The following is a 14,856-nucleotide window of genomic DNA, read 5'->3' on the forward strand; positions in this document are numbered from 1 at the left end:
GGTATGGCAATGGACTTGCGCTACGGCATGAATCCACATCAACACCCGCGTTGCCGCCGAACATGGGGTTGAGCTCGTCATCGAGCCGGGCGGTGCCCTCCAGTCAAACGTCATCGCCGACGCTTGCCGCGAGCACCGCATCACCCTCGCCCGCACCGGAGTTCGACTCTTCCGCCACTGAATCGCGGCGACTGCCGGGGCCCATCGTTCGCAATCATCCGCTCGTGCCGCACACCGCGCTGGCCGAACAGTCCGGCGCGAGCAGGCAAGGATCTACTTGCCGTTGCCGATCCGGGGCCGGCGGAACGTCCGGAACTGCCGGTGATCTCGATGGGTCAGCGCAACGCCATCGCCGACGAACTCAACGGACGCCCTCGACAAACCCTCGGATTCGTCACACCATCAGAAGCGTTCGATGAGGTGTTGCGATGACCGCTGGGCCCGCACCGAATATCGCGCGCTCGTCATTGGCGGCTAATGTCGTGCGGCCCAGTTCGGGTTCGATCGGTGCAGGGGTGTTCGCGTCGGCGTAAATAGCATCAGGGCGGCTGGCAATCGGACCCGGGCGCCAGCGACGGCATTGGCAAGTTCCGCTCTGTTGCGGTGTGGCGTCGCCGCCCCGATTTCAGCGGTGGACGTGTCGTGGCGATTGTGTGGACGCATTTACTCCGAGGTCCAGTCCGCGCGCGGGCATCAAATGTGACGAAGTCCAACCGTGAAACGTGATGCAGGTCATTGCCCGAGACGGCGTGGTTGGGCATCGTCGGCAGTTCGTTTTCGGAAAGAACCTGGTTGGAGATGCCTGAATGGCCGACCACAATTTTGCTTACGACCTCACGTTGGACGAGGTACGCCGGCGCAGCGCCGTCATGGCGGCGCTCGGTGACGACTGGGATCCGGTCGCGGTGCTCGCCGAGGAAGAACTGGCGTACGACATGCTGTACTCGAATCTCGACGATGAGCAGCAGCGGATCTACGACGAACTCGTCGAGGCCGGGATCCTGCCGGATCGGGCGATGCGCCCTGTCGTCGACTGATCTCACCGCCGAGCACGAACCATCACTGGTGTTCGGCTGGTTGCCTCCAGCGAATGGCGACCTGGCCGCTGCGGCTCTCGGCTGAGCTTCGTGACCAGAGGATGCGCATCATTGCCGATTACTCGGTGATCAGGTTGGCCGAACCCCGAGACCGCGCGCGACGTCGAGCTCGACAGCTCACTGCCGTCGAATGGGCGTCGACCGGTTCGGTTTTGCGGCCGTTGCCGGTAGCGAAGACCCGTACCTGCACCGAGAGTTTCACCGGCACGTCCACCACGGTTTCGCCGTCGTGGACCAACCGGTGGGCGAGGTGGCGGCTGATGCCGTTGCAGCCTTGGACGGCCCACACTCGATTAGCGAATCGTGATCCGGCGGTGAGTATTTCGGCGTAGTCCACAGTGTCAGTGGCGTATCGACCGACGGCGAGGACGTGTCCTGCCGAGTAGATGACCTCGATCGTGGTCGAGCGTTTGTGTGGATCCGTGCCGATGATGACGGCCACCGGTGTCGCATTCTGCCTCGCAATGGGTGGGGTCCGTGCGAAGAGGGCACCGCTACTTCGAGCCGGGCAGACCCCTTTCCCGCCACTCCGGCACCCGGCGGGAGGCAAGCCATGAGAGAGCCGGACCGAATCATGCTGGCGGGCAGCCGATTGAGGGAGCATCCCACCGGGCACCCTCACCGAATTCTGGACGGAACCAGGCGCTGACGCCAGTCTCGAGTAGCCGCTGACCGCGCTGGCCGGACCGGCTGACTCGGGGTAGCTGGCGGCGAGACCGACTGCGGCCCAGAGATATTCGTTACTGCCGGATGCTGTGCGGTTCACAGCCGCGATATTCCTTTGCTCGCCGAGCCGATCCGCGTCTACCGTCGTGCGGATGCGGCGCACCGTCATCATCGGCGACATCCACGGCTGCTTCGATGAGCTACTCGAGTTACTCGAGAAGGTTGAAGTCACAGAAGACGATCTCCTCGTCAGCGTTGGTGACCTGGTCGACCGCGGCCCGAAACCACACGAGGTGGTCAGGCTTTTCCGTGAACGCCCGAACTCGGTGGCGGTCATGGGGAACCACGAACGCAAACACGTTCGCGGGATCTTCTCCTACGCCCAGGAAATCACCCGGCTGCAGACCGGCGATGATTACGCCGACATGGTCGACTGGATGCGGGCGCTTCCCTACTATTTCGAAAACGAACATGTCCGCGTCGTCCATGCCGGCATGGTGCCGGGCATCCCGCTCGCCGAGCAACGTGCGGAGGTCCTTTGTGGTTCCACTCGTGGCGAGCGCGAACTCAATGCCCTGTTCCCCGACAGCGTCTGGCACGACCACTACACCGATGCCAAGCCAATCGTGTTCGGACACCACGTAACCGGCGACGAGCCACTGATTCGCGACAACCGGATCGTGGGCCTGGACACCGGGGCATGCCACGGCGGGACCCTGACGGCACTCAGCCTGCCAGACTTCGCGATTCACTCGGTGCCGGCACATACCGATCACTGGTCGCAGGTCAGGCGCCGATGGCAGCTGCCGGTTCTGAAGACCAAACCGTGGGCCGACTACACCTGGCCGGAACTGAGCGAGGCGATCGCACGGTTCTCCTCGACACCCGATACCGTCACCCAGGCCTGGCTGACAGCGGTCGAGGAATGGGCAGCCGAGCTCCAGTCGGCGTTCCCCGCTCTTGTCGCCGCCGCCCACCACACCGCCGACGGACTCGACACCGATCAGCTGCGACAGCATCCCGCCGCGCTGTTCCTGTTCCAAGCCCGCCACAGCAGGCTTGATCTGCACAGCCTGACCCGGCAATGCAGCACTCCCCGCAGAACGATAAACCTCGCGACCGCACTGGCTTTCGACGTGCCCGAGCTACCCCGATAGTCGAAACATCTCGGTCATTTCAGACCGATTACTGCACAGCCGCAACGCATTTCCAGGCCGTTGCTCGCGTTACCGCGGGGTCTGCCATGCCGAATTGAGTGCCTGTTTGTATGTTTGCTTCCCGGCGTCGAGCTCGAGAACACTCGGACCCTTGGTCTTCGGCGATCGACCGCACGGTGCCGTCGCCGGAGAAGAACTCGTCGCTGACACGGAAATCGATTGCGAAAGTACGGAATTGAGCTGCCTTCACCCGGACTTGAACTGAGTCTCCTTGTCTCGCTGTTCCTTTTGAGGGCAGCATCCGGCCTTCTCAATGGCGACCACGATAACGGCTTGGTTTGAAACGGACGGAAGCTCTGACGTTCGATACCGGCGTTCTCCAACTGACTTTCTGGCGTGATCGTTGACGGCTTGTAGATGCCGCATCCCACTTCTATCCTTACGAGCAGAGGGGACGGACCCTGCGGAGTAGAGATGATCTACGACAATCTGCTAGCGCTGACAGCGCGGGCACCGATCACCAGTGGATTGCGGCAGGGCGAGGCATTCACGCCCTACGCCGCTTTAATCGAGCGGATCGGCCGGCTCGCCGCCGGTTTCATTGACCGTGGCATCGGGCGCGGCGATCCCGTTGCCCTGCTGATTCCGAACTCGCCCGATCTTTTCGTGACCGCCCACGCGCTCTTCGCCATCGGCGCCATCGCGATGCCTCTGGGCGAGACGGCCACGCGAACCGAACTTGCCGCACTCGCGCAAAAGACCGGACCCCGCGCAGTCGTCTCAACTCCCGGTCATGCCGCCGTTGCCGAGACGCTGATCGCAGATGCAGCCCCCGGCATTCCCTTGCTCTTGACGAGCGCCCTTCCCGAAGGAAGCGCAACCGCCCAGCTGCCGAAACTGGGAGGCGATACAACGGCGCTCTACCTCTTCTCGTCCGGCTCGACCGGGTTGCCCAAGGTGGTGCCGCACACCCATGCCGAGCTCGTCGCCGACGGTGAACGAGCCAGCGCAGCCTGGGAAATTCAGCCCGACGATGTCGTTGTGGACATTCTGCCGGGCAACTTTTCGTTGGGCTTCTTACTGGGCGCTACGCAGACCGTCGCCGGCGGTGGAACGACGCTCTATTGGAGCGATCGGCTGCCGCTGGCGCTTTCGCGCAAGAAGCTGCTCGACACCATGGTCCGCGAGCGCGTCACCGTCATGGGCGCCGTTCCGGCAATGTACGAAATCGTCACTGGTCAGACCGGCAGTTTCGACCTCAGGATGCGCCTGGCCTTCTCGGGTGGCGTCGCACTGAAAAGGCCGATCTTCGAAGCGGTGCGCGAGCGCCTCGGTACCCCACTTCGTCAGGATTACGGCTCGACCGAAGCGAGCATGTTCTCGCACAACAACTCCGCCGATCTCGACGCGAGCTGGGCCTCGGTGGGCAAGCCCGCGGGCGACGCCAGGGTTCGCATCGTCCCGTTCGACACCGACTTCGGCCCATCCGTCGGCGAAATGGAAATCAGATCGTCCTCGCTCATGCAGGGCTATCTCGGCGATGCCGTGGCCAATGCCGAGGCGTTCGATGACGGCTGGTTCAGGACCGGCGATCTTGCCTCGCTCGACGAAGAAGGTCGCATCTTCATCCGTGGCCGCAGCAAGCTGCTGATCGAGGTATCCGGCTACAAGATCGACCCCATCGAGGTGGAGGAGACGCTCATGGCCTTGCCCGCCGTCGCCGAAGCCGCAGTGGCGGGTCTCCCGGACTCGCGCAACGGCAATCGGCTGATCGCGTTTGTCGTCAAAGGGGCGGAGGTGTCGGCCGATGAGTTGATCCGCTATGCCCGCGAAAGGCTGTCGGTTCAGAAGGTCCCGGACGAGATCGCGTTCATCGACGCACTGCCGCGGAGCGCGGCCGGCAAGGTGCTCCGCGCGCGGCTGCGCGAGCTCTAGGCCGGTTGAGCCGCTCGCTGCGAAACATAGGCCGCTATGTTCGCAGGCGATTCGAACAGCTCCGGCCGTATCTCCGTGTCCGGGATGCTGATCTTGAATCGCTCCTCGAGGAAATACACCAGCTTTACCAAACTGATCGAGTCCAGCAGGCCTGTCTCGAGCAAAGGCGTCTCGCGATCGACCGGCGCACCGCCGGTTTCGGCCACCATGGCGGAGATATACTCGACTATCGGTCGTTCGATATCGTTCATCACTCGAGTCCCTTATGTAGTCGGCATGTTAGCCAATTTCATCGCGACCTGTAACGGTATTCGAAAACGCGGGAGGAAAGCTTGGGCGATACACGCCCGCTGGGCGAAAAGGAACAACTGCTCAGCCATTTGCATGTCCATGGCGGGCTGATCACCATGCAGGTGCTGCATGTGCGCGGCCGCCTCGATCCGGCGCTGGTGAGGCGCGCGCTCGCCTGGCTACAGACCCAGCACCCCATCCTTCGCGCTCATGTCCGCTACGGCAAGCTGGTCTGGCGGCACATGCCGTTCTTCGCCTATCGCCAGCCCTGGTTCGACACCGACGGCACGACGGAGATCCCGCTGAAGGTGCTCGAGGACACCGACCCAGACGCTTGGCGCACGGTTTTCGCCTCTGAGATCCGCACACCGATCCCGAAGGGCAACCATCCGCGCCTGCGGATCACGCTGGTGCGGCAGTCGCCCGACGCCGACCTCAACCACATCGTCATTTGTGCCGATCACGCGACGCTCGACGCCCAGTCCGCCAACATGCTCGCTCGCCAGCTGCTCGAATTCCTCGCCGATCCAGCCGCGGCGCAACTGAAACCCCCGCTCGACACCACACTGCCCCCGTCGATCGAGGACAGCCTGCTCAGCAAGTCCGGCAGTGGCAAGAAGACCGTCTATACGCCGGCCATTCGGATACCCAAGCAGGCGGTACCCGACCGGAAGAAAGAAACGCGAGTACTGGCACGTCACCTCGACCCCGTCGTAACGGCGACGCTCATGGATGCCATCAAAGCCAACAGAACGACGCCTCACGGCGCGGTAACGGCAGCCTTCCTGCTTGCCTTGCGCGAGCGGTACAGGCTCGATGCCATGACCGTGTTGACCACGGTCGACCTTCGTCGCCTCAGCAGACTCGCGCGGGCGCACGAGACCTTCGGTTGCTACGTCGACATCCTGCGCACCGAGCACCCGATCACCGACGACTTCTGGGCAACCGCCCGTGACGTCTCGTTCAAGCTGATCGCCGCGCTGGCCAAGGACCACGAGTCCGCCTCGATGATGAAGTTTCCGGGATGGGAAGTGTATCGGCACGAAGTCGGCCCAGGGATCCGGCACAACCGGCGCCTCGACGGACTTGCGGTGACCACGACCGGCGAGTCCGGCCTGCAGGCCGCCTACGGCGCCTACACGCTCGAGGACGTCACCAAGGCGGTTTCGCTCGACATGTTCGGCCCGTCACTGTTCGTGATCGCCAACGAGCGGCTCGGCGGCCTCGACCTCAGCGTCGGGTACTCGGCACTCGCGATGAGCGACGATGAGGTATGCCGGCTCACCGACAACGCGGTGGCCCGGCTCGAGCTAGCTGGATAGAACGCCACGCCGATCGCAGCACGCCCCGCGTCGTGGACGAGGTCCCGGAGACCGACCTGGCCGGCCGCCGAGTCGTCCTCTGGCGCGGGCGGATTCGAGTCCCTCGAGGGCGCCCTCGCTGATGAGATCGTTCGCCGGTCGATGCGATCGAAACCGTGCCGTCCGCGGACAGCGGTGGTGGGATGGGTGCTGTGAGCTTCCCTCGGCGGGCCGGGCCGGTCGCGATCCTCGCCTCGCTGGCGCTCGTGGCCGGGTGTGGGCCGGACAACGATGCCTACGTCGCGCTGCAGAACGCCATGAAGGAGAACATCACCGCCAAGGATCACCGGCCGGTGCGGTCGGTGTCGTGCACACCGCATGTCCACGACACGATGCGTGAAGAGACGGCGCATCTGAAATGCGTCGTGGTGTTCACCGATGGCTCGTCGTATACCGCCAATGCGGTGATCCAGAACCAGAATTCCGGCGGCAGGCACAACATGCCGGATGCCTACAGCTGGGACCGTCCTCCCTCGCAGTGAGGTGCCCGCACAGCGGCTTCGACGGGGCAGGCTGTCGACCAGCCATCGGAGACCTGCCGGCTCGGCCAGGTGCCTGCATCGACCCGCTGGCCGGATTCAGTTCACGGGCACGGTGTGGCGGGCGATGACGTCCTCGATCGGTCGGCTCGCGACATCGTGGCTCGCGGGTTCGGTGCCGTCGAGGATGGTGTCCAGAATGGCGGCGCGGTCGAGTGTGGCTGGGAGGCGGTGGGATTCGCGAGCGCTGACGATGACCGCGTGCAGCAGGGTCGCGTAGACGCGGGAGCGGGGGACGGTCAAGCGCCAACCGTGGCGTTCGCGGTCGCGCAGACGGGTTTCGATGGTGTCGAGGACGTCCTGAATGACCTGGATCTCGATCATGTCCGGATCATCGCAGGGCATGGCGACCACCGAAAAGCAGTGTGCTGTACCCGAATACGGCGGCACGTAACAGGGTGAACAGGGATCTGTGCGCGGTCGGCGGCGTTCGCGCCGCACGGGGGTCGAGGACCATGCGCCCGGATGCGACCAGGGCGGTGCGCGCCCGCCAGCGCACCGCGCAGGTGTCGACTCCGCATTGGAGATGCAGTTGCATCGCGACATGTGCTTGTGCGGCAGTCAGTTCGCCGGGATCGGAGTAGCACGACCACAGTCCGCGCACCGAATACCCGACCGTGGCGCTCTCGTTCGATGGAGGTTCGCTGTCGGCGGCTTGTCGCCTCTCTCGTTCGATGCGGTCGATGATCGCCTGTACAGACCACGGGTTGTTGCTGGACATAGTCACCTACCTGTGTGCCGTCGTTGTCGTCCCAGCACACCACCATCGACCTCCTATGACATTGTCATTCCGGGATTTTCGGGAAACGAGGGCAAAGCCCCAGTAGCGGTGTCACTCTGGGATCGGAGCAGTGCCATCCTGACAGAGTCGAGGAGTTAGCGATGCCCGAGGAGAATCCGCGCGCTTCGCTGCCACGTCGGCAGCTCGGGCGATACATACGCCGTCAACGCGAGGAGAACACGGTACTCACGCAGGCCGAGGTTGCGGCTGCGATGCAATGGAGCCACAGCAAATACTCCCGATTGGAGCGGGGTGAGCCCGGCAGGATTCTCGATCGAGACCTTCGTGAGCTCGGCAAGATCCTCGAGATCGCAGACGAGAAGACCGACGCCATGATCGAGCTCGCCCGGCAGGTTGCCGAAAAGACCTGGTACAACAGCTTCAATGACCTCATTCGGGCGAACTTCGATGTCTACATGCGGATGGAAACCGAAGCGGGCGCGATGGAGATCTATCGTCCCGATCTCGTCCCTGGACTGTTCCAAACCTCCGACTACGCCCGATCGCTGAACAGGATCTACTTTCCGAAAGACGGTGAGGAAGAACAGGATCGACGGATCGAACTGAAGCTCAAACGCCAGACGATCATCACTCGCAGGAGGGCTCCCATCGCCATCGATCTCGTGCTCCACGAGTCAGCCCTGCACACAACAGTCGGTAATGACGTGACGATGGCGGCGCAACTGCGGCATCTCGCCGATCTCGGTACCCGCCCGAACATCACCATTCGTGTCCTGCCGTTCCGAGCTGGATTCCCACTCGGGACCCCGGTCGGGCCGTTCGTCACGCTCGACTTCAAACCGGACCCGAAAGGTGTCGCCGAGCCGACGGTCATCTATGTCGAGAGTTACACCGGGGATATGTACCTTGAGGAAGAAGCCGACGTCGGCAAGTACCGCCGGGCGTTCGCGACGATCCAGCACGCCGCGTTGGATGCCGCAACCAGCCGGAACCTGCTGCGGCAGGTCGCAAGAAGGGACTCCTGACAGTGAATGATCGCCTCCGTACCCGGGAGCAGTGGTTCAAGAGCACGTATAGCTCGGGGAACTCCGAATGCGTTGAGGTTGCATTCCTCGATGGGGGACTGGTCGGGATTCGTGACTCCAAGAACCCGACCGGCCCAGCGCTGGTGTTCGCCCCCAGCGAGTGGGACGCCTTCACTACCGGTGTGGTTGACGGGGAACTCGACTCTCCCGCCTGATCCGGGCCGGGCCGGATCCAGTCCTCGCGCAGGATCGCCACCCCATGTCACGTGGACGCCAGGATCGCACTTCTGGATTGGTCTGTGTCATGCTGCGGCTAGTTGGATCCGTCCAGCGGCTGCTGGCGGCCGGAACCTGGTGCGCTGCAGAACATCCGGAAATGCCGGATGTCGAGCAAACGGCGAGATCGGCGCGAACGTGCCGTCTCAACATCAAGGCGGTGCTTGTGGAACATGAAAATGCCTATGGCACTTAGGGTTACGAGGGATCGTTCACCCACGATTCCAAGGTGAGACTGGCGATCGGTCCGCCAGATTTGGGCAGTCAACCCATAGAATGAAGTCTGTCCGGACGACCGGTAATCAGTCCGGCGATCTTTGGGGGACGCGTGATCGCAGCACTACTTGCAGCACTGACTGGGATCGTGGGGCTCGCGGTCGGTCGGCTCTGGGACACGAAATCAGAGTCCACCCGATGGCGACGAGACCAGAAGACCGCCTGCTACCAGCGTCTCGCCGAGGAGTTTCAAGCCACCTACGAGGCGATCCGCATTGTTGCGCTTACCGACTCGGACTCCACATCGCTACAAGCCCTCATCGAACACACCAGAACCGGCGGATTCGCGGCGTGGGACAGTGCGGTCGCAGCGATCTGGTTGCACGGATCGGCAGAGGTAGTAGCCTCTGCGACTCAACTCGACGACGCCATCGGATCGCTCTTCTGCCTGGCAGTGGAACGGCAACTCACGACTGATGACGCCTGGAAGCAGGCGCGAACGCCGGCACGCGAGGCCCTGGAGCGATTCATCGAATCAGCCCGTCGGGAACTGGATCTCCCAGCGGTTCCGGTCAGACTTTTCACGGACGCCAGTGCGCATCCCCCCGGTTCTCCGACCTAAAAGCCCCCGCATCGGAATGTTCTGCGGGCCAGCACTTTCGAGTCATGATCGGTGACCACGACCATCTGTTTGCGATCAGCCAGATCGACCCCGACAATCGCGTTAGTCGCCGGAACCAAGGCTCACAGCCGACTCAGGCGCGCGTTGCGGTTGCGATCACCCCGGGACAGGCCACTACCTTTACTCATGGAACGTCCTCCTATCGGCGATGGGACACCAAGCCCGACAAGCGCATCAGGAGGACGTTCCCCACGTCCAGACACCCGACACGCAGAACGTCTTTCTATGCCGCATACCGGCGGACCTATGTTGCTCAGCGCGGCCCTCGCCGGTCGGCCGAGGTTGCGCTGGCGGCTACCCGGTCAGCAAGGAATGCTTGGGCATCGGGTGTGCGGTGCAACGCCTCCAGACCGTGCTCATCGAGGGGGTCGCGCACGGTGACGATCGTGGCTCCGGCGGCGCGCCAGAGGGCCGTGAGGTGGTCGGCTTGGTCGACCGGCACGATCTCGTCGGTGGTGGCGTGGTAGTTGAAGATCGGCATGGTCGGGGCCGTCGCTCCCAGGGAGTTGTCGCGCAGGAGTTGCGCGAACCGGGGGGCCTGTAGCGGGTCGGCGCCGTGGGCGAGGTCGCTCAACCGGCGGAGCGCGAAGTTGGCGAGCAAATCGTTGACGCAGGCGTCGCCGGCTGCGGCGATCGCGGCGTGACCGCGCTCGTCGAACAGGTCACCGAGGTGGGCTTCGGGGTACTCGCGGTCGTAGGCGACCAGGATTCCGAAGTTGTAGCCGGAGAAGATGCTTCCGTCGAATCGGGCGGTCAGTGTTGTCAGGTCGGCGGGGACCCCGCCGATCGCGGCGCCGGCGAAGGACAGTTCGGGGGCGTAGGAGGGCTGGGTTTGAGCGGCCCACGCGGTCGCGGCCCCGCCGCCGGAGTAGCCGTCGAGCGCCCAGACCGCGTCGGGCCCGATCTCGACGGGCTCGAACTGGCCGGCCGCCCGGATGCCGTCGAGGATCGTGTGCGCGGTCCGCGGCCCGGTCAAGAAGCCCGACTTCGGTCCTTCGTGGTCGGGCACTGCCACGATCCAGCCCTTTGCGAGCATCTGCATGATTGGTTCGGCCGACTGCACGGTGTTCTTCACGAGGGTGTACGACGGTGCGCAGCGGGTGCCGGTCGCGTCCTCGGGGAGCTGTTCGGAGACCACTGGCCGAGGCCCGGGACCGGTCCACGGTGTGGTGGGGACCAGCACGGTCGTCACGCCCAGTTCGGCTCGGTCACGAGAGTCGTTGGTGCGGAACGACAATTGCCAGGCGCGGACTGGTGTGGCCAGGTCGACGGTGACTTCGCGGTGGTCGACGAGTTGCCCGTTGCGGTAGGACTCGAGGTTCGGAGGCGCTGTGTAGAACGGATCGGCGTCGGGCACCACCGAACCGGCGGCCGGGGGGAGGTCCTCGGCCAGGGCCGGTGCGCTCGCCGAGAGCGATCCGTCGTGTTGATCGTTGCCCGGCTCGGCGGTCGCCGAAGTGATCGACAACAAGGTCATTCCGAGTGCGACCGCGGCAATTCCCGCTGTCTGACGCATGTTCCGCTCCTATTCGGTGGTCGTCCGCCGCTCAACGGCGAACGGCTGCCGGGATAGTAACTGACTGAACGGTTAGTCGGCCAGCCGATCGGTGCTTTGCCATGAGAATTCGACCTCATGACGACCACAGATTCCGTGTAGCGATCAGGCGAACTGGTACGTACCTCGATCATCGAGGTGGCGTTCGAGCACTTCGCGCGCCAGCGCGGAGCATTGGAAGATCAACTGGCCGTGCCGATCCGAGGCCGGCGGAACGTCCGCAACTGGACCAAATCCTGGCCGGGATCCGATCCTGACACCAGTCTTAACTAGCCGAGTTAAGTGCATCTGGTAACCACCGGCCGACCCCTGCAAGGATCGGTATGTGATCTGGCCGCCACTTCTCTCCCACGACCGCCTCGACGATGGCGAGGTGTCGTTACGGTCGTACAGCTTCGCCGACGCCGAGGACCTGTTCGAAGCGCTGCGCGATGAACGTGTATGGGAACACATACCTCGCACGGTGCCCAAGGATTTCAGCACGCTTGATGCGGACATCGTGGCCAGCATCGCGTCCGGAATGTGGCTGCCATTCACCGTCCGCCGAGCAGGGGGCGTGGTCGGCAGGACATCGTTGATCTGGGATCCGTCCGCCCCAGAGGGTGTCGAAATCGGGGGAACCCAGTTCACGCCGGCAGTTTGGGGCACCGGAATCAACATGCGAGCGAAGGCGTTGCTGATCGGTGAAGTGTTCGCGCAAGGGGCAGAGTGCATCAGGTTCCGCACCGACGAGCGAAACCTCCGGTCGGCGGCCGCCATTCGCAAGCTGGGCGCGACTGACCTCGGCGTGCACCAGGACACCATCATCCGTCGAGACGGAAGCACGCGTCGTAGCCGCTTCTTTCGCCTCGATCCTCCCACTGAATATGTGTCGACACCGCAGAGCTGAGGTAGTTCAAACATCCGCTACTGCCGCTGACCGCGCTGACCGAACCGGCCAGCGTGGGGCGCCAGCGGTCGGAACCCGCTGCGGCGCAGAACGTCCGCTACTGCCGATGAGCGTGCCAAACACGTCCGCCAGGCCGTGCACTTCGAAACTGTCGCCGGCGTTCAGAGGAGATTGTCCAAGACGAGTTCGCAGAGGTCGGCGTCCACGGCCGCAACAGGGATGAACAGGTCAGCTTCGATCATCATGGTTTGCGCACGGACCGTGATATCCATTGCGGCATAACGGTCGGCGTAGTGGCACGCCATTCCCTCATAGATGAGGTCCTGGGCTCGATTGCCAGGTATACGATCACGATCGCGCATTCCGTACCACAGGATGCTGTAGCGCACCGCCGCGGTGTACTCGTCGAGGAGGCCAAGCCGCCACGAGCGTGCTATAAGCCCGCACACCGTGCCCCAGAATCCCAGTGGCGGCGGCTCGTTCATGTCTTGTTCGGTCTGTTGGGCCAATCGACGCACCGCAGCTTCGATCGCCGGGCCCGGAGCCGTTGCCATGCCGACCAGTTCGGCTGCTGCGGGCCAATCACCGCCGAGAGCGATCGCCCGTTCGGCCAGGTCCGGCCAGTCGAAGTACCACATGCCTAGATCTGGATCAGCCAGGGAATACAGGACCTGTGCCAGTCCGGGCCTCGACGCAGAGGCACCCCCAACTGGAAGTTCATCGTGTGCCAAGAGCAACTTCGGAGCTATGCGGGGCGGATTCCGCTGTAAGGTTGGGTCCTTCGGACAGATCCAGATTGAGAAACTCGCGGCTCCGCGCCGTAGCCAGGGCCTGCCGATACGGCTTCGGTGTGTTGACCAGAAGGCACGGCTGCCCCGGTGACAGGATAACTTCCCGGGTGGGACTGGCCCGCATCAGTTCGATTGTCAGCTCGACTCGGTGGGTGCCAGGCAGCCCCGAGATCTCGACAGTCCTGCCTCTACGTTGCTTTGCTACCTCATGACCGTCCACCACAACGCCGTAGGCGCTCCAGCGCATCTGCCACCCACCTGCCGCGCGGTGCACGACGATCGTCGCTCGCTCTTGCGCCAGCAACCCAGGGTCGGCCGCGGAATAGATCAAAGACCGTGTGATCACCCGTTCCGTTGGTATTGGTGAAGGGTCCGTTGTCGAGGTTCGGTCACCAACCGCGCATCCGAACCACAACACACGCCGAGCCGCCACAGGGTGATGGCTCGGCCGAAATATCGGGCATTAGACCACGTACCCGCCGACATTGGCTACGCAAGATGTTCACACCAACTCGGAGCCGAGTGCTGCCGAACTATGTGGCCACGTGCCTCCAGCAAACGCACGGTCATCAGCGTAAGTCGTTCTACAGCAAGCGGTTCTAGCGTCTTCCATGGCTTCAGTCGACACGAGTGCGCTCTCATGCCGATGGGCGCGCGCCAGACTGTGTTGCGGACCCCCCTTGATGTCACTTTAGGATTCGTGTGTGCTCGACGAGATATGCAAGATCGCATACGCGGTGGATGTGGCAGCACGATTCGACTGGACCTGGGCCAGTACCGATCTGGAGAGATTCTGCGCAGTCCAGGGTTGGACGATCGTTGAACACACCAAGCTCGGTGCCGTCCTCACTACCAACCTGACATTGGCTCGGCCCGAAGCGCGCTGGCGCAGTGAAGACGGGCGCTTCGAGCGAGTGTTCATTTTCGCGGCTGAGAACTCCGGTACCGACGACGTCGAAATAGCACGCCAGAAGTATGACCAATTCGCCGACATCAGCGAGGCGATCGTCTCGACGGTGGGAACACCGACCCAGCGAAAAGCCGGGTCCGACGGAGAGATTCGCTGGGACCTTCCCCGCATCGTGATCCGGCTTCAACTCGTCCACAACCAGTCCTTTCTTGAGTTTGCGAACCCCGAGTACCAGGCATGGCTCGACGCACCGGATGAGGAGCAGCACTGGTGATCGCGGGTAATCAAGATTGGCAAGCCTTGAGTGCCGCGTTGGCACTGACCCTGGCGCGCATGCTCGGGGATGGATGCATGATCGTCGGCGCTCCCGGCAATCGGTTCGCACAGTTTCTCATGGCCCCCGGCGGACTGTGGGCTGAGATCGCGGCCAACTCAGCTATCACCGACCCGGATTACCACATCTCCCCTGCCGGCGAAGCCCTGCTCGCCGCCGACGGTTGGATTCCCCCGTCTGACAACGGATCACTGAACTGGCACCGCCAACTGACTGGCCCGCCCGGTACGCCGACTACGAGGCCCTCGCCGACCGCGTTGCAGCGATACTCTGCGATCTTTTGCAGGTCCCCGCGCCCGCGAAGCTGACCGTGCAATCGTGGGTGAACTTCTCCGACGACGACTTCGACACCAGTGCACTGGCCTGAGCATCACCCAATATCCGCTCTGG

General features: G+C 63.5%; 16 protein-coding genes. 10 read left to right on the forward strand and 6 right to left on the reverse strand.

The genetic code is table 11. The features are described 5' to 3' along the window. The first annotated feature begins 806 nt into the window (after positions 1-806). Positions 807-1,037, forward strand: coding sequence for a DUF6400 family protein (locus tag ABZV44_RS04445; protein ID WP_354831942.1), 231 nt, complete (start codon positions 807-809; stop codon positions 1,035-1,037). Positions 1,038-1,155: 118 nt separating this feature from the next. Here ABZV44_RS04445 and ABZV44_RS04450 read toward each other — a convergent pair whose 3' ends face one another. Beyond that, positions 1,156-1,539, reverse strand: coding sequence for a transposase (locus tag ABZV44_RS04450; RefSeq protein ID WP_354831945.1), 384 nt, complete (start codon positions 1,537-1,539; stop codon positions 1,156-1,158). Between the two features lie 376 nt (positions 1,540-1,915). Between ABZV44_RS04450 and ABZV44_RS04455 the strand changes: the two genes are divergently transcribed. Both ABZV44_RS04455 and ABZV44_RS04460 read left to right on the forward strand, forming a co-directional pair. Continuing rightward, positions 1,916-2,920, forward strand: a complete 1,005-nt coding sequence (locus tag ABZV44_RS04455) for a metallophosphoesterase family protein (protein ID WP_354831947.1) — start codon at positions 1,916-1,918, stop codon at positions 2,918-2,920. A gap of 474 nt (positions 2,921-3,394) precedes the next feature. Continuing rightward, on the forward strand, positions 3,395-4,855 hold the full coding sequence (locus ABZV44_RS04460; protein WP_354831950.1) for a class I adenylate-forming enzyme family protein: 1,461 nt from the start codon (positions 3,395-3,397) through the stop codon (positions 4,853-4,855). On the opposite strand, the gene ABZV44_RS04465 is transcribed toward ABZV44_RS04460, so the two are convergent. Beyond that, complete coding sequence (locus ABZV44_RS04465; protein WP_354831952.1) at positions 4,852-5,106, reverse strand: acyl carrier protein; 255 nt, start codon at positions 5,104-5,106, stop codon at positions 4,852-4,854. The genes ABZV44_RS04460 and ABZV44_RS04465 overlap by 4 nt on opposite strands. 81 nt (positions 5,107-5,187) lie before the next feature. On the opposite strand from ABZV44_RS04465, the gene ABZV44_RS04470 reads away from it, so the two are divergent. Both ABZV44_RS04470 and ABZV44_RS04475 read left to right on the forward strand, forming a co-directional pair. After that, the gene (locus ABZV44_RS04470; protein ID WP_354831955.1) at positions 5,188-6,468 is read left to right on the forward strand and encodes a hypothetical protein; all 1,281 of its coding nucleotides are present in this window, start codon (positions 5,188-5,190) and stop codon (positions 6,466-6,468) included. Positions 6,469-6,623: 155 nt separating this feature from the next. Beyond that, positions 6,624-6,989 (forward strand): hypothetical protein, encoded by a 366-nt coding sequence (locus ABZV44_RS04475; protein WP_354831958.1) that lies wholly within the window; start codon positions 6,624-6,626, stop codon positions 6,987-6,989. Positions 6,990-7,085: 96 nt separating this feature from the next. Here the strand turns inward: ABZV44_RS04475 and ABZV44_RS04480 are convergent, their stop codons facing one another. Together ABZV44_RS04480 and ABZV44_RS04485 are read right to left on the reverse strand one after the other, a co-directional pair. Further along, complete coding sequence (locus ABZV44_RS04480) at positions 7,086-7,370, reverse strand: hypothetical protein (RefSeq protein WP_354831960.1); 285 nt, start codon at positions 7,368-7,370, stop codon at positions 7,086-7,088. A 7-nt stretch (positions 7,371-7,377) separates the two neighbouring features. Beyond that, positions 7,378-7,767, reverse strand: a complete 390-nt coding sequence (locus ABZV44_RS04485) for a hypothetical protein (RefSeq protein ID WP_354831962.1) — start codon at positions 7,765-7,767, stop codon at positions 7,378-7,380. 161 nt (positions 7,768-7,928) lie between these two features. On the opposite strand from ABZV44_RS04485, the gene ABZV44_RS04490 reads away from it, so the two are divergent. From ABZV44_RS04490 to ABZV44_RS04500, 3 genes are all read left to right on the forward strand, one after another. After that, positions 7,929-8,813 carry a helix-turn-helix transcriptional regulator gene (locus ABZV44_RS04490; protein ID WP_354831965.1) on the forward strand — a complete coding sequence of 295 codons (885 nt, stop codon included), beginning with the start codon at positions 7,929-7,931 and terminating at the stop codon, positions 8,811-8,813. A 2-nt stretch (positions 8,814-8,815) separates the two neighbouring features. Further along, on the forward strand, positions 8,816-9,028 hold the full coding sequence (locus ABZV44_RS04495) for a DUF397 domain-containing protein (protein WP_354831968.1): 213 nt from the start codon (positions 8,816-8,818) through the stop codon (positions 9,026-9,028). Positions 9,029-9,417: 389 nt separating this feature from the next. Beyond that, positions 9,418-9,927 carry a hypothetical protein gene (locus ABZV44_RS04500; RefSeq protein WP_354831969.1) on the forward strand — a complete coding sequence of 170 codons (510 nt, stop codon included), beginning with the start codon at positions 9,418-9,420 and terminating at the stop codon, positions 9,925-9,927. 313 nt (positions 9,928-10,240) lie between these two features. Here the strand turns inward: ABZV44_RS04500 and ABZV44_RS04505 are convergent, their stop codons facing one another. After that, the gene (locus tag ABZV44_RS04505) at positions 10,241-11,503 is read right to left on the reverse strand and encodes a lipase family protein (RefSeq protein ID WP_354831971.1); all 1,263 of its coding nucleotides are present in this window, start codon (positions 11,501-11,503) and stop codon (positions 10,241-10,243) included. Positions 11,504-11,867: 364 nt separating this feature from the next. Here ABZV44_RS04505 and ABZV44_RS04510 point away from each other — a divergent pair, with 364 nt between their 5' ends. After that, the gene (locus ABZV44_RS04510) at positions 11,868-12,431 is read left to right on the forward strand and encodes a GNAT family protein (RefSeq protein ID WP_354831973.1); all 564 of its coding nucleotides are present in this window, start codon (positions 11,868-11,870) and stop codon (positions 12,429-12,431) included. A gap of 161 nt (positions 12,432-12,592) precedes the next feature. Here ABZV44_RS04510 and ABZV44_RS04515 read toward each other — a convergent pair whose 3' ends face one another. Further along, a complete protein-coding gene (locus ABZV44_RS04515; protein ID WP_354831976.1) occupies positions 12,593-13,069 on the reverse strand; it encodes a hypothetical protein in 477 nt (158 codons plus the stop codon). Between the two features lie 857 nt (positions 13,070-13,926). On the opposite strand from ABZV44_RS04515, the gene ABZV44_RS04520 reads away from it, so the two are divergent. After that, positions 13,927-14,406, forward strand: coding sequence for a DUF6301 family protein (locus ABZV44_RS04520; RefSeq protein ID WP_354831979.1), 480 nt, complete (start codon positions 13,927-13,929; stop codon positions 14,404-14,406). The last annotated feature ends 450 nt before the right edge of the window (positions 14,407-14,856 follow it).

The sequence above is a fragment of the Nocardia sp. NPDC004860 genome (genome assembly GCF_040609015.1).
GTDB lineage: Bacteria > Actinomycetota > Actinomycetes > Mycobacteriales > Mycobacteriaceae > Nocardia.